This is a genomic window from Candidatus Limnocylindrales bacterium, assembly GCA_035559535.1.
Classification (GTDB): domain Bacteria; phylum Moduliflexota; class Moduliflexia; order Moduliflexales; family JAUQPW01; genus JAUQPW01.
The window spans coordinates 1-22,075 of sequence record DATMBG010000002.1 but is presented as its reverse complement, the minus strand read 5'-3'; the positions used below and the strand labels follow the sequence as shown (position 1 = coordinate 22,075).

16 protein-coding genes and 1 tRNA gene are annotated in these 22,075 nt (G+C 44.4%); 13 read left to right on the top strand and 4 right to left on the bottom strand.

Annotation, left to right across the window (positions count from 1 at the left end; genetic code table 11):
* Nucleotides 1–30 precede the first annotated feature (30 nt).
* The 6 genes from efp to VNM22_00140 all read left to right on the top strand — a co-directional run bounded on the left by efp (nt 31) and on the right by VNM22_00140 (nt 8,176).
* On the top strand, nt 31–591 hold the full coding sequence (gene efp, locus VNM22_00165; GenBank protein ID HWP45547.1) for an elongation factor P: 561 nt from the start codon (nt 31–33) through the stop codon (nt 589–591).
* A gap of 424 nt (nt 592–1,015) precedes the next feature.
* A complete protein-coding gene (locus VNM22_00160; protein HWP45546.1) occupies nt 1,016–2,443 on the top strand; it encodes a sigma-54 dependent transcriptional regulator in 1,428 nt (475 codons plus the stop codon).
* Between the two features lie 37 nt (nt 2,444–2,480).
* A complete protein-coding gene (locus tag VNM22_00155; protein HWP45545.1) occupies nt 2,481–3,590 on the top strand; it encodes an ATP-binding protein in 1,110 nt (369 codons plus the stop codon).
* 1,205 nt (nt 3,591–4,795) lie between these two features.
* The gene (locus VNM22_00150) at nt 4,796–5,281 is read left to right on the top strand and encodes an ATP-binding protein (protein HWP45544.1); all 486 of its coding nucleotides are present in this window, start codon (nt 4,796–4,798) and stop codon (nt 5,279–5,281) included.
* A gap of 261 nt (nt 5,282–5,542) precedes the next feature.
* The gene (locus VNM22_00145; GenBank protein ID HWP45543.1) at nt 5,543–6,847 is read left to right on the top strand and encodes an amidohydrolase family protein; all 1,305 of its coding nucleotides are present in this window, start codon (nt 5,543–5,545) and stop codon (nt 6,845–6,847) included.
* A 468-nt stretch (nt 6,848–7,315) separates the two neighbouring features.
* Nucleotides 7,316–8,176: a DMT family transporter gene (locus VNM22_00140; protein ID HWP45542.1), complete on the top strand. Its 861-nt coding sequence runs from the start codon at nt 7,316–7,318 to the stop codon at nt 8,174–8,176.
* An 86-nt stretch (nt 8,177–8,262) separates the two neighbouring features.
* Here the strand turns inward: VNM22_00140 and VNM22_00135 are convergent, their stop codons facing one another.
* Both VNM22_00135 and VNM22_00130 read right to left on the bottom strand, forming a co-directional pair.
* Entirely contained in the window at nt 8,263–8,661 is a 399-nt protein-coding gene (locus VNM22_00135; GenBank protein ID HWP45541.1) for a plastocyanin/azurin family copper-binding protein, read from the bottom strand.
* Nucleotides 8,662–8,766: 105 nt separating this feature from the next.
* Nucleotides 8,767–9,759: a HEAT repeat domain-containing protein gene (locus VNM22_00130; protein ID HWP45540.1), complete on the bottom strand. Its 993-nt coding sequence runs from the start codon at nt 9,757–9,759 to the stop codon at nt 8,767–8,769.
* A 271-nt stretch (nt 9,760–10,030) separates the two neighbouring features.
* On the opposite strand from VNM22_00130, the gene VNM22_00125 reads away from it, so the two are divergent.
* From VNM22_00125 to fdhF, 4 genes are all read left to right on the top strand, one after another.
* On the top strand, nt 10,031–11,251 hold the full coding sequence (locus tag VNM22_00125) for a pyridoxal phosphate-dependent aminotransferase (protein ID HWP45539.1): 1,221 nt from the start codon (nt 10,031–10,033) through the stop codon (nt 11,249–11,251).
* A 54-nt stretch (nt 11,252–11,305) separates the two neighbouring features.
* Nucleotides 11,306–11,379 (top strand) — tRNA-Met (locus tag VNM22_00120).
* Between the two features lie 992 nt (nt 11,380–12,371).
* Nucleotides 12,372–14,066: an NADH-quinone oxidoreductase subunit NuoF gene (gene nuoF, locus VNM22_00115; protein ID HWP45538.1), complete on the top strand. Its 1,695-nt coding sequence runs from the start codon at nt 12,372–12,374 to the stop codon at nt 14,064–14,066.
* A 92-nt stretch (nt 14,067–14,158) separates the two neighbouring features.
* Entirely contained in the window at nt 14,159–16,972 is a 2,814-nt protein-coding gene (gene fdhF / locus VNM22_00110) for a formate dehydrogenase subunit alpha (protein HWP45537.1), read from the top strand.
* 21 nt (nt 16,973–16,993) lie between these two features.
* Here the strand turns inward: fdhF and VNM22_00105 are convergent, their stop codons facing one another.
* Nucleotides 16,994–17,695, bottom strand: coding sequence for an NTP transferase domain-containing protein (locus tag VNM22_00105; GenBank protein ID HWP45536.1), 702 nt, complete (start codon nt 17,693–17,695; stop codon nt 16,994–16,996).
* 80 nt (nt 17,696–17,775) lie between these two features.
* Nucleotides 17,776–18,753, bottom strand: coding sequence for a 7,8-didemethyl-8-hydroxy-5-deazariboflavin synthase subunit CofG (gene cofG / locus VNM22_00100; GenBank protein HWP45535.1), 978 nt, complete (start codon nt 18,751–18,753; stop codon nt 17,776–17,778).
* A gap of 359 nt (nt 18,754–19,112) precedes the next feature.
* Here cofG and cofH point away from each other — a divergent pair, with 359 nt between their 5' ends.
* The 3 genes from cofH to VNM22_00085 form a co-directional block, all read left to right on the top strand.
* Nucleotides 19,113–20,348, top strand: coding sequence for a 5-amino-6-(D-ribitylamino)uracil--L-tyrosine 4-hydroxyphenyl transferase CofH (cofH, locus tag VNM22_00095; protein ID HWP45534.1), 1,236 nt, complete (start codon nt 19,113–19,115; stop codon nt 20,346–20,348).
* Between the two features lie 358 nt (nt 20,349–20,706).
* The gene (locus tag VNM22_00090) at nt 20,707–21,450 is read left to right on the top strand and encodes a 2-phosphosulfolactate phosphatase (GenBank protein HWP45533.1); all 744 of its coding nucleotides are present in this window, start codon (nt 20,707–20,709) and stop codon (nt 21,448–21,450) included.
* 361 nt (nt 21,451–21,811) lie between these two features.
* On the top strand, nt 21,812–22,075 hold a 264-nt coding region (locus tag VNM22_00085), incomplete at its 3' end, for a hypothetical protein (protein HWP45532.1).

The following is a 22,075-nucleotide window of genomic DNA, read 5'->3' as shown; positions in this document are numbered from 1 at the left end:
TTTGATTTAAAGTAGGAGGCAAGGGCACCTATGATGTTACCAGCGACTCAGTTGCGACGGGGTATGACCATCATCCATAATGGGGATCTGTATAAGGTAGTTAGTTTCCAGCATGTTACCCCCGGGAACTGGCGGGGTATGGTTCAAACCAAGCTGAGGAATCTCAAAACGGGCTCCCTGATTGAATACCGGTTCCGTTCAGAAGATCGAGTGGAACGCGTGGTTTTGGAAGAAACCGAAATGGAATATTTATATAATGATGCCACGGATTATTACTTTATGAATACAGAAACTTATGAACAGATCAGTATTCCGGCAGAGATATTAGGAGATAGTGTCTTTTATCTGACTCCCAATACCAAAATCCAGGTAGAGTTTTATGAAGGAAAGCCGGTGGGTATCGAATTACCTTTGGTGGCGGAATTAAAGGTTGTTTCTACGGAACCCACGTTAAAAGGAGCAACGGTTGATCGGGGAAGTAAACCGGCTACTTTGGAAACAGGACTTGTAGTTCAAGTGCCGCCTTTTATTCAAGAAGGTGATGTAATTAAAGTCGATACCACAGAAGGTAAATATCTCAGCAGGGCATAGGATCTGTAAGGGTTCTGATGCTGTCCTCATCATCTGCCTTCTTTATCTGCCTTCTTTATCTTCTAACCATTCCTCATCTTCTTTAGCTGATAAAATTCCTTGGCCGATAAAAACAAAGGGGCAGATTTATCTCTGCTCCTGGATATTTTTTGTTTGAATGAATGGGGAGTTTTTTATGGATATAACTTTCATCGGCTATGGGTTAAAACGCTCCTACCGTTTTAGTCTTCCCAAGATCTGAATGTCTTAAGGGAGAAGGACTCAGTGAGCTTTTTCAACACAAAATTACAAGGTGCTTTACTTTTTCTTTGACAGGACTCTTAATTCATTCTACAATTTTTTATGGTAGAATTTCATAATAATAAATAAATCTTAATAAGATTTTTCTTTACTTATGTCTTCTTTTTATTTAAAGAGATGAATTATGAAGGAAAAGTTAGTCCTAATAGCCGACGATGATCCCAATTTTCGAAAGCTCCTGTGTTATTGGATTGAGAAATGGGGATATCAGGTTATACAAGCCCAGAATGGAGAAGAGTGCTTAGAGCTCCTGAGTCAAAAACCCGATGTTGTTTTAATGGATGTGATGATGCCCGTTCTGGAGGGATTAGATGCCTTAAAAGAAATCAAAAAACGAGATGACCAGCTTCCCATTATTATGCTTACTGCGGATCACACGGTGGAAAAGGCTGTGGAAGCCATGAAACTCGGTGCTTATGACTATCTGCTGAAACCGATATCGGAAGATAAATTGAGAATTTTGATCCAGAACGCCATGGAAAAGTACACACTAGCCCAAGAACTTCGACGATTAAAACATCAACTCCAGGAAAAGCATGTTTTTAGTAATATCATAGGCTCGAGTGCCAAGATGAAAGAGATCTTCGCTCAGCTTGAAAGTGTTCTCAACACCGATGTATCTATTCTTATCCATGGGGAAAGTGGAACCGGTAAGGAGCTTATCGCTAGAGCCATCCATTATAATAGTCATCGTCGAGATGGACCTTTTGTTGATATTAATTGTGCAGCTATCCCGGAAACTCTTTTAGAAAGTGAGCTCTTTGGGCACGAGAAAGGAGCTTTTACGGGAGCTATTGAGAGAAGGCAAGGAAAATTTGAGCAGGCGGACGGTGGTACTTTATTCCTCGATGAAATCGGCGAAATGAGCCTGGTGACTCAAGCCAAAATCCTGCGTGTTATTCAGGAGAAATCCTTTGATCCTGTGGGGGGTAAGAAAAAGGTACAGGTTGATGTGCGGATTATTGCCGCAACCAATAAAGATCTAGAAGCAGAAGTCAAAGCTAAAAATTTTCGAGAAGATCTTTACTATCGAATCGCAGTGTTCCCCATTTACCTGCCCCCTCTGCGAGAACGTCGAGAGGATATTCCTCTCCTGGTCTTTCATTTCCTGAATAAGTACTCTCAGGAATTCGGTAAGAAGATCTCCAGTGTTTCGCCTAAAGCTATGGAAGCGCTCTCGGCCCACCCCTGGAAAGGTAATATTCGGGAACTGGAAAATGTTATTCAACGGGCCTTAATCTTATCCCGTAACAATGAGCGGCTTGAGTTAGAAGTCCTTCCCCGAGATATTCAAAACTTAATACCTGATTTGGAGAAAACCTCGGTGGAAGAAGATAAAGATATCCTGGTGCCTCCTCCCTCTACAGAAATCTCTTTACCGGGCCTTGAACCGGATAAAATTTTACCCTTTGATGAGGTTGAAAAAAGAGTACTCCAACATGCCCTGAAGCTTACAAAGGGAAATGTTTCTCAAGCCGCTAAAGAGTTGGGTATTGGCCGAACAACCCTTTATAGAAAATTAGAAAAGTATCAGCTTGTAACCGAAGAATAAACCATGTGTCCGTCTTCTTGAATAAAAATTACCTACTATGCATCCTACGATTTTAGTAGTAGAAGATGATGAAACTCTGAGGACCTTGGTCATGGAGTTGTTAATGAAAGAACAATTTCATGTGGTTACAGCTCGAACAGGAGTGGAGGCTTTAGAGCTTTTAAAAAATGGACTCAAACCGGATTTAATTATTTCGGATATCATCATGCCGGAAATGGATGGCTACGAGTTGTATCAAAGAGTCCATAATCATCAAAACCTCATCCCTATCCCTTTTATCTTTTTAACAGCCAAAACTGGAGAGGAAGAGATCCGTCAAGGAAAATCCCTTGGGGTGGATGAATATATCACGAAACCCTTTAAGCTCGAAGATCTCATCATTGCGGTTAGAGCGCGGCTCAAGAGGACCGAAGAATTTAGAAAAGGATTTCAAGACCCTATCTTAGAGAAACTGGAAGACTTGCAGAACCTTCTACGAATTACAGCCCACGAGCTTAAAACCCCCATTGCCTCCATTGAAAGTATTTGTAAAATGCTCATGACTGAATCCATGACAGAAGCAGATCGACAACAGTTCTTGCATATGCTTCAAAATCAAACCATCGGACTTAAGGAGCTCGTCAAAGACCTTCTAGAATTGAACTACCTGGAAACCACCACGAGCAAAGAAAAACTCGAAAAAGAGAAAATTTTCCTGCTGGAACTCATAAACCTGGGAATCTCCGGTACCAGTGAATTGAAAACGCCTAACCATCGGATCAAAATAGAAATTTCTGAACCCAACCTCTGGGTTTATGGAAATAAGTTCCAATTAAGATTGGTCCTTACCAATCTTTTAAGTAATGCGATTAAATACTCCTTCAAGGGCGGAGATATCCTAATTCGTGTAGAAAATATACAGGAGGATAAAAAAGCCAAAATCAGCGTGATAGATAACGGAATTGGAATCGATGAAGCCAATCTACCCTACATCTTTGATAAATTTTATCGCATTAAGACCAAAGAAACGGAAAATATCCCCGGTACCGGCTTAGGGTTAACCATCGTTAAATATATTTTAGACCTCCACGATACAAAACCAGAGATTAAAAGCATTCCGGGAAAAGGGACCCATATTTCCTTTACACTCCCTATCTGTCAAACTTGAGCTGGATTCTTGTTCCATGTCGAAACAGGAGGGTTAAGGGAAAAGTCCTGAGGGAAAAAGGATTCTCTAGGACCCCTGCCTGGAGCTCCAATTCTGCATAAATTGTTAATCTCCGTAAATGCCATTAAGACCCTGTTCCCCCGGTCTCCTACAACGGCTTTATAGGTTTTATAAATTTCCCTTTTCTCCTCTCCAGGGCCATCCAGGATCACTTCCTCTATTCCTATGGACCGAATCCTCTTTGAAATAGGTCATCCACTTTACGTCCTCCTCTTGGTTTGCCTGAGTGCGTTGAAGGGAAATAAACCCCTGTTTCCATAGGCCTGTCCTGGATTTATGGAAGAGCTTCATCATACCTCTGCTTTATGAACCTAAAGCCTTGACAACTCGCAAAAATAATGCCACTTCGGATTGAAGGAGGTGTATCCTGTCAATTCCCACTGAGGAGGGCCGCCTACTGGGTAAAGGTGCCCATGTGGGGCCTTAATAGACAACAATAGATAACCCCTCCCTCTTTCAAGGATAGGTTTTTTCCCACCTGATCCCCTGCTCCCCCCTACAGATCAAGATAAGAAGGTGAGCTCCGGTGGGGTAACCTGTTTAATAGACCGCCACCAGAGAACTTGAAAAAATTCTAAATTTATGAATTCCCCGACTTGCGGCGGGGGTTACCAACTGTTCACCCTCTGATGAGACCTTTTATCCTTATCCTGATGCCTATGCCTCCTGACCTCCCAGATCGGGAAGGGGGTACTCGAGGATGGCTTGGATCCCCAATCTCCTCTTCCCTCGTGGGGAATGGGAATTGGAGGGGTGAGGTCAAAAAATACCTTTGAAAACCCTTCCCTCCCCCCATGCAAGGAGGATGGAGGTAGGTCCCTACCCTTTACACTTACTGATATAAGATCCTCTACCCTGAAGAAGCTGCCTGAAGGGCAGAGAGATTTTATAGAATCCTTTTCCTCTTCAATCCCGTCCCTTTACCGGATAAATCCGGAGCTTTCTTCCGGTCTAGAAGATGCTGTGCTGAAGTGATACAAGCTGGTTGGCATGGCTATTGCTCTAATTCATCGTCATATTTAATTCAAGCAAGTTACAATTCAGAAGAGCGAGTCGTGTCATTGTGAAGAATCAACCAAGCTGGTAATCTCTCTAGAGCTTATCCTAAGGAGATAAAACTACTGGATCTGAGAATTCCGATTCTTATGAAGACTATTAAACTTAAAATTCCAAGCAGGTTAGAATCTCTGGAATCCATTGAGAAGGCTTTAGATTATCTAAAAGGGGAGTATGATAAGATTTCTGGGGGAAAAAATTTTCCTTTAAACCAGGTTAAAATAGCCACCTTTGAAGCATTTTCTAATGCTGTAAAACATGCCCATCTGAATCGCCCGGAATTGGAAATTATTATCCAGTTAACTTTAGAAGCTCAGAAATTTGAGGTTCAGATCTTTGATTGCGGAAAAGGATTTGACTTTGAAAAAATGAAGATACTTTCACAGGCCCGTGGCGCTCTCTTGAATTACACCTTCCGGCCCGCCTCCTTATCTGAAATAGGATTTGGAATTTTCATCATAACCAGTCTGATGGATCAAGTTTTGTATATCCCTGCCACAGGAGGGTCTAAATATAACCAATTGGTTATGATCAAATATCTTTCTAGAGCCCCATCCCAGGAATTAAACGTTTAAAATTAGATTTTTATTGACAAAAAAATAAACTCCCAGTTAGCATTTCGGCTATCAGAATTTCTCAAAGTTTTAGAAATTCTGTGATACCTGACATTTTTAGGGAAACTCAAATTACCTGAAGGATGTTCTTTTCCAACAATATCCAAAGGGGGTTTTTACATATTTTGTCGATAAATTCGATGCTATACCTCTTTCTAACTAAAAGCCCTTGTTGTGGTTTAGCTTCATCCTCAGGACCTTTAATCCAAGGAGGTATCCATTATGGAATTTGATTTTATAAAACATTTTCGTAATGTAAAACTCGAAGAAAATCCCGGGTTTGAGTTTAGAACCCATCACGAACAAGGGGCTGCCTTTTTTACTTTTGGGAGTTTAGGAGAACGGATTAAGGGGATTATTGATGAGTATGCTAAAAAGCGACGGTTGGATCGAAGATCTTTTCTAAAAACTGCAAGTGGCTTTGCTGCGGCCATGTTGGCGGTTAATAAAGTGAGTGGGATGAAGTTTTTTGAGGTTAGCGAGGCCGAAGCTATCGACGAAGCTGCTGCCATGGAATATTCCACGGGTAATGAATTCATTATAGACATGCACACCCACGTGGGATGGCGGAAGGCCGGATTTACCAAAGAAAATACCACAGAAAGAGGGATGTGGTTCGTTAAATTGTTGGATGACCTGGGAAAATCTATGGGGCTACCTAATGGGTTGAGGGATATGGATGTAGACGGTTTTGGGCGGTTGATCTATAAGGAAAGTGATACCGCCATGGCCATCGTTAATATGTTTGGATTCAAAGAGGATTATGGTGGTATGGACATGAACCCCATTGAAGAGGTGGCCGAAGCCCGGAATCGTTGGCCAAATCGAACCATCCTTTTAGGCGGTGGACTTACCATTAATCAGGGTATAAATGAAACCCTGGAAAGACTCGATCACTTTATTAAGGATCTGAAGATATCCGGACTAAAATTGTATACCTTTGATAGCACCCCGAAAAAAGGCTGGTGGTTTGATGACGACAGGGCCTATCCCCTTTGGGAGAAGTGTCAAAAAGAAGGAATTAAGGTTATAGGATGCCATAAAGGAATCCCCTTTGGTCAGTTTATGGCCCGCTATTCCCATGCCGAAGATCTGGATCGAGTGGCCGATGACTTCCTGGATATCAACTGGGTTGCCTTCCATTCTGGCTGGCCCTATCATCATGAATTAGCCGCCCTTAAAGCCTTTAAACCCCAGAGAAATAACCTCTGGTGCGAACTCGGCTCGACCTTTGCGGCTACCGTTACCAATCGTCCTGTTGAATGTGCCCATATTCTGGGAACTTTGATTCGAGATCTGGGAGCCGACCGGGTCTTGTGGGGTACTGACAGCCCACTCTGGGGAAAAGCCCAGTGGCAAATTGAAGCTTTCCGAAAATTCCAGATTCCAGATCAACTGGCCGAAGGCTATGGTTATCCCAAACTGACCGATGAGATTAAACGGAAAATCTTAGGTGAAAACCACGCTAAACTCTTCGGCATTAATATCGAAGAAAAGAGGAAAGAGATTAAACTGCGGGAAGCTTAATCATCCAGAAGGAGAAGTAAGCAGATTCGTAGTAACGATTTTAATCTCCCCTCCTCAAAGGGGAACGGATTAAAATCGTTACTACCCCTTATCGAGGAATTTATTATGCCGTTCTATGAATATAAATGTAATCAATGTGGATATTTTTTTGAAGTCCGCCAAAGTATGAAAGACGAACCTCTTTCCACATGCCCCCGGTGTCAGGGATCGGTTCAAAGGCTGATTTCGGCTCCTGGAATTAATACAAAAAATTTTTCCAGCCCAACAGCAGCTAAATTTGCCAGATATTCCGACAAGGATTTAAGACATCTGGACTTAGAACCGGTCAAGCGTTCCCCGGATCCGCTTGCACCGCCTCCTCTGACCCCTAAAAGACAAGAGTTATAAATTGCTGGTGGGGTGAGGTTTGGCCCCCCAAAACAAAGACAAGGGTGGAGATATTGGTGGGGATTACCCCACCCTGTACAGATGGAATTCTGGGCTATTCTACTGGTTGTCGGTTCTTCGTTTATCCATGCCTTTTGGAATTTACTTACAAAAAAAGTTGAAGAGGGTGTTCCTTTCTTATGGTGGGCTTTTGGGGTCTCACTGCTTGTTTATGCCCCTTTGAGTCTGGCTTTCCTCTCTAAAAAGGAGCTCCTTTCACCCGCTGGAAGGTTCATTTTCTTTGGGGGTACCTTTGAGGTGGCCTACTTTCTCGGCTTGAGTAAAGCCTATGCCAGGGGAGACCTTTCTCTGGTTTATCCCCTGGCTCGATCGGCCCCTATCTTTGTTCCTATCTGGGCAACTATTTTTCTAAAAGAACACATCTCCTGGACAGGCTTAATAGGAATCTTAACGGTAATTTTGGGCGTATTCGTGGTCTCTCTAAGGTGGGGAACCTCTCTGCTCTCTCCGGAGTTAAAAAGTCAACCCATCGGTTTGGCACTTTTTACCGCCCTGGCCTCTTCGGGTTACTCGGTTGTGGATAAAGTAGGGGTGAGCTACATGCATCCCCTTCCTTACATATATCTGGAATTTGCCGTTACCTGGTTCGGGCTAGGACTCTATCTCCTCTTCTTCCATCGGGGAAATTCCCTTTCCAAAACCTGGCAGCAAAATAAAAAATCTATCCTCCTGGTTGGGGTTTTTATGACCCTAAGCTATTTACTCATCCTCTTTGCCCTGCGAATTGGGAAAGTTAGTTATGTCATCGCGCTACGACAAATCAGTATTGTTTTTGGGGTTTTGTTGGGAAGCCTGATCTTGAAGGAAAAATATGGGAAAACCAGGCTCCTGGGTGCTTTGATTATCTGGTTAGGCGCCATTCTCATAAGCCTGGCCCCATGAACTCTCCATAGGTAGCGAACAGCAGACGATAGACCAGGGATCACTCTCCACCGATTTCTGCTCGCTACCTCTGGCCCTTTGCCTTCTCATGGCTTGGGTTTAACGATAATTGTTCCGGTCATGGCAGGATGTAACCCGCAAACATAGTCGTAAGTCCCCGGTTCGTTGAACTGAAAAACATAGGAATTGGGAGGCATTAATTGACCGGTAAAAAATACCGATAGACCTTCCTTATTCTTAGCAAGGCTCTTTGCACTATGTTCAATTCCATGCTTATTGACCCATCTGACACTGTCTCCTACATGGATAACCAGAACCTGGGGAACAAAAATATGGAGTATGGATACTTCATGAACAACCGGACCATTTGAAGCCGTATTTTCTGTCTCCTTCTGTTCCCCTTTACCCTCGGTTTGCTGAGCTCGTAAAGAATTCAGAGGTATTAAAAGTAATCCTGCCGTTAGAAGAAAAACGGTCCATTTCATAAGAAACCTTACCCAAGGGCACAAGTCTTAGTTTTTGGACGACTCTCTTTCACCCTAAGCCCAAAACTAAAACCTTAGCCTGTGTGAAAATACCTGCCTATCCGCTTACTGAAGTTGTTTAAGGGCCTCCTGTACAATAGCTTTCACATATTCGTCGGTTTCACCTCCTAAGAGTTCTTGTAAGGGTTTGATTCCCCGTTTGTCTCCCATCCTCCCTAAAGCCCAGGCTGCTCTGGCCCTGACTTCCCGCTCGGGGTCCTTCAGGGTTAGAATAAGAGGCTCTGTAGCCCGACGATCCTGGATCATCCCTAGAACTAAAGCAGCACTTTCTCTTGCTCCCGGGTCGGCAGCCTGCAAGCCCTTGACAAGGGATTCCACTGCGGGACTCCCTATCGCCGTCAGGGCAGAGGCGACCTGGGTTCTGACTTCAGGATCTTTATCATTTAACGCTGCAACCAGGGGCTCTATCGCCCGAGGGTCCTTAATAAGTCCCAGTGCTGCGGCCGCTCCGCTTCGCGTAAAAGCCTCTTTATCTTGAAGAAGAGCCAGAAGTGGTTCCACTGCTGGAGTTTTGATGGTTCCTAAAGCTGAAATGGCATGATCTCGTACTTTGGACTGTCTGTTTTTTAAGATATTTATAAGCGGTGGAATGGCTATTTCTCCCATCATGCCTAAAGCTTCTACCGCTTGCCACTGAACCTTGGGATCGGTATCTTGTAAAGTCCTTATGAGAGGTTCTACAGCCCTGGGATCCCGTAGAGTTGCCAGAGAAGAAATCGCATGCTCCCGAACCTGGGCACTTTCATCTTTTAAAGCTTCCAAAAGAGGTTCTACAACCCGAGGATCTTTAAAAAGACCCAGGGTTGCAGCTGCATCGGCTCGAACATCTGCATTGGGATCTTTTAAAGCTACAACAAGAGGTTCAATAGCTACAGGATTTTTTAACGATCCCAATTTGTCGATGGCTTTCAAGCGGGTGGATACCTCCGGTGATTTGAGATCCCTTATGAGATCATCCACCTCTCCGGCATAGACTAGGGGAATCCATAAGATTACGATAAAAATCCCTATGACTCTCCGGATCATTGGAATCTGCATGGGTTACCTCCTGGGTTGCCGGAAATAAACATGTTGAGTTTTATGATTGGCCCCGAATGGCCAAAATCCCTTGCAAGGGGTTTCTATAGGGAAAAATTATAAGATAAGAATGATTCCGGGTCTTCCCTGAAAGCCAATTTATCTAAACCGGGTTTCTACGTCAATATCTTTTCATGCCGGGGTTATTTTTCCCGGTTGCAAATTTAAATTCAAAAATTTAAATTAAAACCCATACCAGATCTGATTCAAATTCTTACCTGAGGTTGAAAAAATGGCACAGAAAGATTTTAGAACGGTTATACAAAAGCGCTTGGAATTAAGTATCAAGTACGGAGATAAGTGTATTAACAGTGCTGCCGGCACCCCAGATCAGGAATTGGTTCGTACACTTTCTCTAGATTTGCTTCAAACCCTCCAACAAGAAGTAACACCGGAGGAATGGTTAAAAGCCGTAAATCTGAATTATCACCAGGGAACCGGCTTAGAAGATCAGATTTTGGAGTATCTGGCCTCTATTTTGGGTAGGGAAGGAATTAAAAATTATCGGCTTTATGTCTCCGACAGGGGCTCTCAACAGATCCTGGATGAAACTATGGCCATTACCTGGCAGGAGGATGGGCTCATCGGCATTTTTGAACCCTATTACTACGGACAGACCCATATCCTCAATCAGAAACACATAAAACGGAATGTGAGATCGGTTCTGGGAAAGAACAAGGGTTTAGAGGATATTATAAAAGAAATGTCCGAGATGGCCGGAAAACAAAAAATACTGCTGGTCGTTAATGAGAATCCTGTATCGATTCCGGTTAAGGGTAAAGTTCATGAAATCTTGAATGCCCTGGATACTCATAAAAATGTCACTTTACTCTTAGATGATGCCTATCCCTTTAATCCAGAGGGACTCAGACTCTTGGTTATTCAGGCAGCAGGTAAAGATCTTTTGAACCGAATCATTTATGCAGGAACTTTCTCTAAGACGGTATCGGCCCCTGGACTTGGAATAGGATTTGCCTTAGCTTCGGAAGATCAGATCAAGAAGTATTTCATTAAATCTGAGGCCGGAGGTCTCTGTGCAAGAAACGCCGGACACGGAATCTTCAGTTTGTATCTGTCTAAAAGATCCCTAGCCAAACTCATGGAACAATGTACACAACTTTATCTGACCAAACACCGGCTCTTAATGGACAGCCTTCAACCTTTACACGCCTATGGGGTTAAATGGGACAGGGATCATACCTTTTATGCCTGGATGGAGTTTCCGGAAGGTATCGATACCTCTTTTGAAACCGAGTTTGCCAAAAGAATGTGGGATCCAGAGGTTGGTGGTTATTCTTTACATTACATCCCAGGGGTGTATTTCGCCCTTCAGTTCGAGGAAGAACTGAAGAATTATGTCCGGATTTCTATCAGTGCAGTGCCGGAGAAACTGGTACCTGAAATAGGATCTAAAATTAAGGCAGTATTAGAAGATATGGGAGTTACCGTTTAAACTATTTCCATAAACGGGCTTGACAATCTCATAAGTCAGAATGTAATTTATAAACGCGGGGTGGAGCAGTCTGGTAGCTCGTTGGGCTCATAACCCAGAGGTCGTCGGTTCAAATCCGACCCCCGCAATTCGATTAGCGTCTCAGAGTGTAACCCTTAAGAATCTGCCTGCTGCTGTGCCTACCGGCAGGTAGAGAAAAAACAAGCCTTATTTCGGGTGGTTACCCGAATAAGGCTATTTTTTTGTCTGGCGAGAGAATATCCCCCAAGTTACTACTCCCTTGTCATGGTTCCCAGCCTTAAGGGATAACGGAAAGGATTAAATGATCTGTGGCAGGTCCAATTGAAAAGACGGGAGAGATTTAAACCTATTGAAATTACAGATGCTCAGATTACTAAGGCAGTAAGACTGCAGAGCTTACAGCAAGAGTTGAACCCGCATTGACTACCCCCAGGGTAAGCTATGGTTTGTAGACTTTAGCGGTCCGGGAGTATCCGTGAAAACCGATTTTGTATCCTTAGACGGTATTTAAATAAAGTCCTCCCTAAAATTAACTTTCCCCAACATGTTTTTAAAAATACCCAAAAGGAATACTTAATTTCAATTGGAAAGAAATTTTCGCCTTTTATTTTAAACCTTTTAAGAAGAAAAAATATCCAAATAGATAGCGAATACGTTCACAATTCCCTTTCCACTGACACAGAAACTTTCCTATGAATTAGGAACGTATTCGCTGATCATAGATTTTAATATCTATCGTTTACTAAACTCGTTACGATAGGAGTTTCGCCTTGACAGGATAGAAGTAACGAGCTAATCTTAGGTTTAACTCCAGGAGTGGGTACGGAGTCTGAATCTTCTCTTCATCTATAACCTCTCAAAGGGTACGGAGACAGGTATTCCGTACCCTTGTATCCTTTTTTCCTAAGGGATACGGATAAATTTTTATACCTGTTTAGCCTGAAATTTCTTTCTTATTTTCTTAAAATTGAAAAAGTAATCTGGATAAATGGTTGGTCCCGAAAAAATTGGTACCGTTGATTCTGAACCTTAAATAAAGCTTGTCAAGTAAATTCGTAGCCGGGTATATTTTATTTTAAAGGAAAGTTGGTGGAAAAATATGATCCTCAAGGAACTCAAAGCGATTCAGGATCGCCATGGTTTTCTTCCCGAAGAGGAATTGCGTCGATTGGCAGTTCAGTGGAAGGTACCTCTCTATGAGATTTATGGAGTTGCCAGTTTTTATCCCCATTTTCGGTTAAAACCCCGAACCTCCCATGAAATTAAAATCTGCACAGATATCTCCTGCCACCTTCGAGGCGCTTCCCGATTACGAGATCAGATCGAAAAAGCAATTAATGCTACAAATTTTAAAGTGGTTTCCATCCAGGAGGTTTCTTGCCTGGGACAATGTGATGCCCCCATTGCCGTTTCCGTCAATGAGAGAATTTATTCAGGACTTACCAAAGGAGAGTTACAAGCCCGGATAGAAGCTCTGGTTACCGGACAAGAAGAATTAAAAGAAGTGGATTTAAACCCTGCATCGGCCTATTCCCAGGAGACTTTCCAGATAAATCCTTACGCTACCCAGTCGAGATCTGAAAAAAACCAGGAATCCTTTGAAGCCTTAAGAAAAGTGGTTCAGGAACGTGCTTTCGAGGATTATATTGCTCTGCTTAAGGACAGTGGGCTCCGGGGAATGGGAGGGGCAGGATTTCCCACGGGAGTCAAGTGGGAGATTGTCCGTAATGCTCCAGGAGAACCTAAGTATGTAATTTGTAATGCCGATGAAAGTGAGCCGGGAACCTTTAAAGATCGGGTAATTTTACAAAAATTTCCTTATCTGGTGATAGAAGGTATGCTTATCGGGGCACGGGTGGTGGGTGCGCAGAAGGGCATTATTTTTATTCGCCATGAATATCATCGGGAAAAAGAGGTTCTGGAGGAAGCTCTTCAAATCTGTCGGTCTAAAGGTATAGTAGGACCCAACCTTTTAGGTTCAGACTTCTCCTTTGAGCTCGAAATCTTTGAGAGTGCCGGGGGATATATCTGTGGAGAGGAAACTGCCCTATTGGAGGCTTTGGAAGGGAAGCGGGCCGAACCTCGCAACAAACCTCCTTTTCCGGGAACCCATGGACTTTATGGTAAGCCGACCCTGATTAATAATGTAGAGACTTTTGCCTTTATTCCGGCCATTCTCCTAAAAGGTGCAGAGTGGTTTAAAACCCAGGGAAAAAACGGTGCAGCAGGCTTGAAGTTTCTGGCTTTAAGTGGGGAAGTTCAAAGGCCCGGGGTTTATGAAGTTTCCTTGGGAATTTCGGCAGCGGAACTGATCTTTAATTATGGTAGAGGAATTTCTAACGGTAAAAAACTCAAAGCCTTCGCACCAGGGGGGGCCTCTTCGGGGTTCCTTCCGGCCCGTATGGTGGATATCCCCTTAGATTTCCAGTCCCTCGCCAGGGTTGGATCCATGTTGGGATCCGGAGCCGTCATTGCCATAGCCGAGGGAACCTGTATGGTAGACCTGGCCCGAAACGTAATTAAATTCTTCCGTAATGAATCCTGTGGGAAGTGTGTTCCCTGCCGGATTGGTTCTGAAAAATTGGTTGAGATTCTGGATGATATTCGTTGGGGGAAAGGCTCTCAACAGGATCTGGATTGGATTAGGGAACTTTCTGAGACCATGCAAGGAACTTCCATTTGTGGTCTGGGCCAGGCTGCGCCTTATCCCATTACTTCGGTTATCCAACACTTTCCAGAAGAGATAGAGGCCCATATTTTGAAAAAACAATGTCCCTCGAGGGTATGTTTTTAGAAGATGGAGACTCCGAGTGGGAGAAGAAGGGAATGGATGAGACCCATTTTGTTCTCCTACCCCCACTTCTCCTATTCTTTTATTCCCGATAAATGAATCTTATCCCAATAGCTATCGACGACCGTCCCCTCTCGGTTCAACCGGGTACTACTATTTTTGAGGCGGCTCAATCCATCGGTATAGATATTCCGGTTCTTTGCCATCATCCAAACTTAAATCCGATTGCGGTCTGTCGGATTTGTGTGGTAGAGGTGAAAGGATCCCGTGTTCTGGTTCCGGCCTGTATTCGACAGGTAGAGAAGGACATGGTTATTCAAACCCATTCTCCTCGCGTTCAGCGATCCCGGCGTATGCTGACAGAACTTCTTTTGACAGACCATCCAACTCCCTGCAAAAAGCAAGAACAGACCGGAGATTGTGAATTAGAAAGACTGGCCACAGCCTATGGGATTCAGGGATCCCGGTTTGCGAGAAAGAATGGGGGAATAGGAGTAGGGAAGGATGAGAGTATGGGAGTCGGGGAGGGTGGGAGTAAAAGGAATACCTTCTTACGGCCCTACCCCTCTCTCGATTTATCCTCCCCGGTTATTGCCGTAGATCACGACGCCTGTATTTTATGTGATCGTTGCCTTCGGGCTTGCTCCGATCTTCAGGTTAATGAGGTGATTGGTAGGGCGTATAAAGGAATTCATACCAAAATCTCCTTTGATATGGATCAGCCCATGGGGAAATCTTCTTGCGTTTCCTGCGGAGAGTGTATGGCCTATTGTCCAACCGGTGCTTTGACCGATAAGCCCTTGACTTCCCTAACCGATTTTAAAAATACCCGACCTGTCCACTCCCTGTGCCCCTATTGTGGAGTCGGTTGTAGTATTACCTATCATGTGGCCGATCATACCATCGTACGAGTTACCGGGAGACCCGATGGACCGGCCAATCGGGGACGTCTTTGTGTGAAAGGTCGCTACGGTTTTGATTATATTAATCATCCCGAGCGGTTAACCGTGCCGCTTATCCGTAGACCGGAATATCCTAAACAATTGAATTTGGATAAATCCAACAGCTCCGAATACTCCCCACGGGAAGCTTTTCGGGAAGCTACTTGGGAAGAAGCCTTGGAGCTGGCAGCTTCAAAATTTCTATGGATTAAAAAACACTATGGATCAAAGGCTCTGGCCGGATTCGGTTCTGCCAAGTGTTCCAATGAAGATAATTACCTCTTCCAGAAACTTATTCGGGCTGTATTTGGGACAAATAATGTGGATCACTGTACCCGCCTTTGCCATGCTTCTTCTGTAGCAGCCCTTATGGAAACCATCGGAAGTGGGGCCGTTTCCAACATTTTTGCTGATGTTTTACAGGCCCAGGTTGCCCTCGTGATCGGAGCCAATCCGGTAGAAAACCATCCGGTTGCTGCTACCTTTATCAAACAGGCTGCCAAAAAGGGAACCACCCTTATCGTAATCGACCCACGTTATGTGGACTTAGCCCGACATGCCGATTATTTTATTCAATTCAAACCTGGAACCGATGTGGCCCTCCTCAATGGATTTTTACATGTAATTATCCAGGAAGGTCTGGTCAACGAGAAATTCGTTCAGGAACGGACAGAAGGCTTTGAAAAACTTCGGGAAACGGTTACCGCTTACCCACCTGAATTAGTAGAGAAATTGACCGGGGTATCCGCAGATTTGGTTAGAAAGATTGCTCGCCTCTATGCAACTGCAGAACGAAGCATGATTTTCTGGGGAATGGGAATTTCCCAACATTCTACAGGGACCGATAACGCAAGGAATTTAGTCAACTTAGCCCTGGTAACCGGACATATTGGCAGGCCCGGGACCGGTCTTCATCCCCTGAGAGGCCAGAACAACGTTCAGGGCGCCTCCGATGTAGGCCTTATCCCCTTTGTCTATACCGATTATCAAAAAGTGAATGATCCGGCCGTAAAGAAAAAATTTGAATCGGCCTGGGGGGTTCCTCTGGATCCTGAGCCGGGTTTAACCGTGGTGGAGATCATGAACGAAATCTTGAAGGGAACCATCAAAGGGATGTATATGATGGGGGAAAATCCCTTCCTCAGCGATCCTAATATCAATAAAGTTAAAAAGTGTCTGGCCTCTCTAGAGTTCCTTGTGGTTCAAGACATTTTCTTAACTGAAACCGCTGAATTTGCCGATGTGATTCTACCCGGATCCAGTTTTGCCGAAAAGGAGGGGACCTATACCAACACGGATCGGCGCGTTCAACTGGCCCGAAAGGCTATAGACTCTCCCGGACAGGCTCGTATAGACTGGCAGATTATCGCGGACCTTTCTACTCGTATGGGCTATCCCATGAACTATACTTCCGCCGAAGAAATCTTCCAGGAGATAGCCTCCCTGACCCCCAGCTATGCTGGATTGAATTATGAGCGCCTGACCAAAGGTGGAATTCTCTGGCCTTCTAGGACCCCGGAGGATCCGGGCACCTCGGTTTTGTTTACCGAAACCTTCCCCAGTGGCCGAGGTAAATTCATTCCAGTTGAATTTGCTCCAGCTAAAGAATTACCCGACGCCGACTATCCCTTTGTCCTGAATACAGGTCGTGTCCTCCAACACTGGCATACAGGAACCATGACCCGTCGTTCCAAGGCTCTGGATGAAATCTCTCCAGAACCCTATGTGGATGTGAATCCCATAGATTTGGACAGGCTGGGGATTCAAGACGGAGAGAAGGTTAAAGTTTCCTCTCGCCGGGGAACTATTATCTTGAAGGTCCGGGCTTCTACACGCGTATCTCCAGGAAATGTCTTCATTCCCTTTCATTTTAAAGAGGCGGCTGCCAATGTTTTAACCAATGACGTGTTGGATCCCTATGGAAAAATTCCAGAATTCAAGTTTTGTGCGGTTTCCATTCAAAAATAATTCCATACCCTTCAGCCAGAACTAAAGCCGAAGACGATGGGGTATTTCCGATTTCACAAGCTGTCGGTAGGTATGGGTCAGACTCTCGACAGAGAGAAATAACTTGAGATCCTCAGGAGAATCAATATCCAAGGCAATTCTGGGTAATTCGTAAATTTGATAGGGGATCTTCTGTCTCTCGGCCTCGGCAATATGAATCCGAAGGCTGTCATAACCAAAGCTGGAAGGGATAACATCCGGAGGTCTTCGCAAGAAGGCGTTGGTTCCCTTGTGATCCCAAGAAGGTACGAGAATTACAAAGGGGGAATCCGCCCCAGGCTCATCCTCTTTAATCGGTAAGCAGGGTTGAAGTCCTTGCCGGCTTTTCTTGATAAGAAAATCCACATCTTCAGGGGTTATAAGGGGAATATCGGAAGGTACAATCAATACTGTGGAAGCCCCCCAGCTTATACAGATTTTCGTTGCCGCCTCCACCGAGGCACTTTCATTTTCCTGGGATAGCTCTTTAATAATCAAAGCACCGAAATTCCGGGCTACTTCCCACACGGTAAGATCGCTACTGACAACCACGACGTGCTGGAGTTCTCCGGAACGGGTGAGAGCCGCTAAAACATCTTTTAGCATGGCAAAGGCCAGAGATTGCCTTTCGGCAGGCGAAAGAAGAGAAGCTAATCGCTCCTTGGCATGGGATAAACACTTAACGGGAACAATGGCGAAGTTCACTGAACTCAGCATCCTGAACCTTGAACCAGGAACCCTCCTCCTTGTAACATCTCATTTAATCGGTATCGGTAAAAATTAAATCAACCAGCCTGAACTTCATTATTTATAAAAGCCTTCAAATACTTTCCAATCTTTCCAGGGAAGGACAAAACCGTCTGATAGTACTTCGCATAGACCGGGAGTCGTTTGGAGAGGCGATATCCCCTCTGGGTTAAGGCTTCCTCATAGAAGGTTATCTGGTCCCAAGGGTTATCTATGTTAACGTGATCCCCTTCTGGAGAAATCCCTCCCAGATCTTCCGCCCCGACCTCGATTAAGTCTAACCAGTAAGGATTTAAATTCGGTGGGATCTGTACGGCTACCTCTGGCATGATCTCCTTAGAATAGGCAATAAGTTCCTTATATTCCCCTAAAGAGAGGGGATACGGGCGAAGCCGTGAACCCCGGTTAGGGACATAATTCTGAATGATAATCTCTTGAAGATGGCCGTATTGTTTATGCAAGTCGGCAAGGATTCGCAAAGATTCGAATCGGCTCTCTACCGATTCTCCCATTCCGATGAGAATACCACTGGTGTAAGGAATCTTGAGTCGGCCAGCATCTTCCAGGGTTCGAATCCGGTCCCGAAGGTTTTTTTGAGGTTGTACTTTCCGGGCTACCCAGGGATCTACGTTCTCCAACATAAGACCCATAGAGGCGTTAACTTCCCGTAACCGGGCAAGCTCCTCATAGGTCATAATACCGATGTTGGTATGGGGAAGGAATCCATTTTCCAGAACAGTCTCACAAACAGAATAAACAAAATCTACAAAAGTCTTATACCCCCGCTCCTTTAACTGGGCTCGAATGTGAGGGAACTTTTCCACTTCTTCTCCGGACATAATGAGGATTTCCGTGGCACCAAACCGATGGGCATTGTTCAGCGTAGCTTGAATATTCTCCCAGGAAATCAATCCCTCCCGATCCGTTCGAAATCCACAATACAGACAGTGTTTGGGACAATCATGGGTAACTGTAATGGTTATAGATGGAGAATATGTTACCGTTCGATCCTTCATATCCAGTACCTTAGGATGAAATTTAAGGTTTGTCAAGGCTCTCAGGGGAGTTCAGAGAAGAGTTTTTTCTTGACTGGAGCTCCTCGATGACCTAAATCTTAAGTGGTTACTTACAAGGGATAATCTGTTGAAAAACGTAAAACATAAAACGTAAAAATTTACCACTCTTCTTTCGTTATAACCTTTGTGGTGAAGGGTTATACCTTTTACCTGGAAATATTCTGGTTTAGCTTATTTCCTGATGAACCTCAAGGTTTAAGTCTTTAACTTCAGATGACCTTGAGATTCTGACCGCGGGAAGGAGTAAAAAAACCTCCTTATTAACCGGAAAAAGGTATCACTTACGTTTTATAGGGACCATGATAACAGCTACGGATATACCTCATTTAACCGGTCTTCTGGATCGTTTCTTGAACATGATGGATCCGTCTATTGCCAGGATTTTGGATAAAGCCCTGGAGGACAAAGAAATTTCCGTTGAAGAATGCATCAAGCTGTTGGAAGTTCGAGATTTCGAATTAACAGCGCTGGTTCTGGTGGCCGATGAGCTTCGGCGGCGGGCCGTTGGAAATATTGTCACCTATGTTGTAAACCGAAATATCAATTTCACCAATATCTGTTATGTAGGGTGTAAATTTTGTGGATTTAAGCGGAGACCCGATCAAGAAGACGCTTACATGCGGACTCCCGAAGAAATCGAAGCCAAGGTAGAAGATGCCGTAAGACGGGGTGCTACGGAGGTTTGTATCCAGGGAGGATTACCCCGAAATATGGATGGTTATCTGTATCGGGACATTTTACGTCTGGTTAAGAAGAAAGCCCCGCAGATCCACATCCATGCCTATTCTCCCATGGAGATCCTTCATGGAGTCGAACGGACCGGGCTTAGCCTGGAGGAGTATTTACTCATGCTCAAGGAAGCCGGACTGGGAACCATTCCGGGTACAGCCGCCGAGATCCTGGATGATGAGGTTCGCAGGATCCTATCTCAGAACCGACTTAAAGTCGCCATGTGGGTTAAAATTATTACGACCGCTCATAAGTTGGGAATTCCTTCTACGGCTACCATTATGTATGGACATGTGGAAAAGCCGTGGCATATTGCGAACCATCTGGCCTTGATCCGTTCTATTCAAAAAGAAACCCATGGTTTTACCGAGTTCGTACCCCTGGGATTTGTTCACGAAAATACTTTTCTGTATCGTAAAGATGGATCCAGACCCGGACCCACCGGGCTCGAAGAACTCAGAATGCATGCAGTCTCCAGAATAATGCTGAACGGATATATTAAAAACATTCAGGTTTCCTGGGTTAAACTGGGGATTAAACTCGCCCAGTTATGCTTAAATGCAGGCGCCAACGATTTCAGTGGCACTTTAATGGAAGAGAATATTTCTAAAGCAGCCGGAGCAACAACCGGAGAGTATCTGGCTCCAGAGGAGATGCGACGATTGATCTGGGACCTGGGAAGGATCCCGGCCGAGCGTTCGACCACTTATCAACTCCTTAAGGTGTTCAACCAAAAAGAAGAGGTAACTACCGAAGCCAACCCGGCTTATACAGAGGAAATAGCTTTACCGGTATCCATCAGGTAAAGCCATGTCAATTTGCGTTTCATGAAACAGGGGCAGGTTTCAAACCTTCCCCCTACCGAAGGACTTTATAAGAATCCTAAAATTCTACATTGAAACATCGCCTCAACTGTAGGAACAGTCCCGTAGGTATCAAGTTAAGGATTAAACCTGGGGTTTAGACGCCTCCTTGTCCCCTTTTAAGGGTATTTTTTCAAATGAAGGGAAAAGGGGAGAACCCAGGGGTCTGGCGACGACCGGTTTCCCCTTCCCCTACATGGGGAAGGAGGTCGGGAGGTTAGTTATTATATAAAAATCAATAGAATCAGTTGGTATAACTTCTTTACCTGTAGAACGGATTCCATGGAAATCGTCTTCACCAATGAAAGTGAATCTGGATATTGCGATAATTCCCGAAGAGCTGACTCACAAAAAGCTTGAAGGTAAAACGGCGGTAGCAATAGATGTACTACGGGCTACCACTACCATCATCACTGCCTTGCAAAACGGATCGTTACTGATCCTTCCAGTATTGACTCCCGAAGAAGCTTTTCAGAAATTTCAGGAATCAGATTCTCCCTGGATTATCGGAGGAGAACGGAGCGGCAGAAAAGTAGCGGGATTTCACCTTGGAAACTCTCCAAGGGAATATAATTCTGAAACGGTCCGGGGAAAAAAGATTTTGTTAACGACAACCAACGGAACCCGGGTGCTTAAGATGGTAGAAATGGCCGGGGAAGTGTTGATTTGCGCCTTTATTAACCTGACTGCCGTCGCCGGGCGACTGGCTGCCCAAATACAAAAGGGAGCACTTCAACCGGGAGAGGTACTTATTGCCTGTGCCGGGACAGAGGGAAATTTTTCTTTGGAAGATTTAGTCTGTGCAGGGGGGTTGGTCCACAAATTAGATCGGCTGGTTTCTGAAAAGCTAAAAAAAAGCGAGGCGGCTGAAGCTGCCGAGATTCTCTACCGAAGTTATCAAACCGACCTGTTGGGATTATTTCGACGTACCCGAGGAGGTCAGGGCCTTATAGATATCGGTTTAGGCGAGGATTTAAAATTCTGTTCTCAAATAGATCTCTATGATTTAGTACCTCAATTTAAAAATGGAATCATCACTCCCTGAGTTGATGTTCCTCCAGTTTCCTCATCCCATGTATCCGTCACTTCATTTCTCTTTACCTGATTGCAGGGGTTGAAATTTTTAACTGTATCTTCTACATATTCTGGAATTTTAAGTGCAAAGATTGTAAATTAGGTACAAAGAAATACTAATTTACCACGAAGAGGGTCCTTAAAGGATGGGATGATCTGGCAGGGTCCCCCTGCAGCGGGTCCGGCCGAGGGGTAAAGCTCTCAGGTTCAGGGAGGTAAAAATAAAGAATCCTCTACTCCCTAAACCAATCCCTCAGTAGAGGTTTGTTACCTTTCAGGTTGAAAAAATTTATCCCTCCTGAGAACCAAAAACTAAAGGGTAAGGTTGAGGAATGGGTTACTTCTTTCACCAGCGTAGACCCCTATTCGTAGGGTCCTGTATCCTAGGTGTTATCGCTATTTCCGAGGTTCTCTTAATTTTCTGGTACGAATGGTATTTAGATGAACTCCTGACAGAGGAATTCAATAAAAAGCGGTGGGATTTACCTTCCCGTATTTATTCAGATCTGGAGGTTCTTCAACCTGGAGACAATATTTACCAAAGGGATTTAAAAGGGAAGCTGCAGAGGTTAGGCTATCGAGAAATCAGCCCCATT

What these genes read in the sequence shown, in the direction of transcription:
- efp (HWP45547.1), top strand. Translation starts at nt 31, where the DNA reads ATGATGTTACCAGCGACTCAGTTGCGACGGGGTATGACCATCATCCAT.
- VNM22_00160 (HWP45546.1), top strand. Translation starts at nt 1,016, where the DNA reads ATGAAGGAAAAGTTAGTCCTAATAGCCGACGATGATCCCAATTTTCGA.
- VNM22_00155 (HWP45545.1), top strand. Translation starts at nt 2,481, where the DNA reads ATGCATCCTACGATTTTAGTAGTAGAAGATGATGAAACTCTGAGGACC.
- VNM22_00150 (HWP45544.1), top strand. Translation starts at nt 4,796, where the DNA reads ATGAAGACTATTAAACTTAAAATTCCAAGCAGGTTAGAATCTCTGGAA.
- VNM22_00145 (HWP45543.1), top strand. Translation starts at nt 5,543, where the DNA reads ATGGAATTTGATTTTATAAAACATTTTCGTAATGTAAAACTCGAAGAA.
- VNM22_00140 (HWP45542.1), top strand. Translation starts at nt 7,316, where the DNA reads ATGGAATTCTGGGCTATTCTACTGGTTGTCGGTTCTTCGTTTATCCAT.
- VNM22_00135 (HWP45541.1), bottom strand. Translation starts at nt 8,661, where the DNA reads ATGAAATGGACCGTTTTTCTTCTAACGGCAGGATTACTTTTAATACCT.
- VNM22_00130 (HWP45540.1), bottom strand. Translation starts at nt 9,759, where the DNA reads ATGCAGATTCCAATGATCCGGAGAGTCATAGGGATTTTTATCGTAATC.
- VNM22_00125 (HWP45539.1), top strand. Translation starts at nt 10,031, where the DNA reads ATGGCACAGAAAGATTTTAGAACGGTTATACAAAAGCGCTTGGAATTA.
- nuoF (HWP45538.1), top strand. Translation starts at nt 12,372, where the DNA reads ATGATCCTCAAGGAACTCAAAGCGATTCAGGATCGCCATGGTTTTCTT.
- fdhF (HWP45537.1), top strand. Translation starts at nt 14,159, where the DNA reads ATGAATCTTATCCCAATAGCTATCGACGACCGTCCCCTCTCGGTTCAA.
- cofG (HWP45535.1), bottom strand. Translation starts at nt 18,753, where the DNA reads ATGAAGGATCGAACGGTAACATATTCTCCATCTATAACCATTACAGTT.
- cofH (HWP45534.1), top strand. Translation starts at nt 19,113, where the DNA reads ATGATAACAGCTACGGATATACCTCATTTAACCGGTCTTCTGGATCGT.
- VNM22_00090 (HWP45533.1), top strand. Translation starts at nt 20,707, where the DNA reads ATGAAAGTGAATCTGGATATTGCGATAATTCCCGAAGAGCTGACTCAC.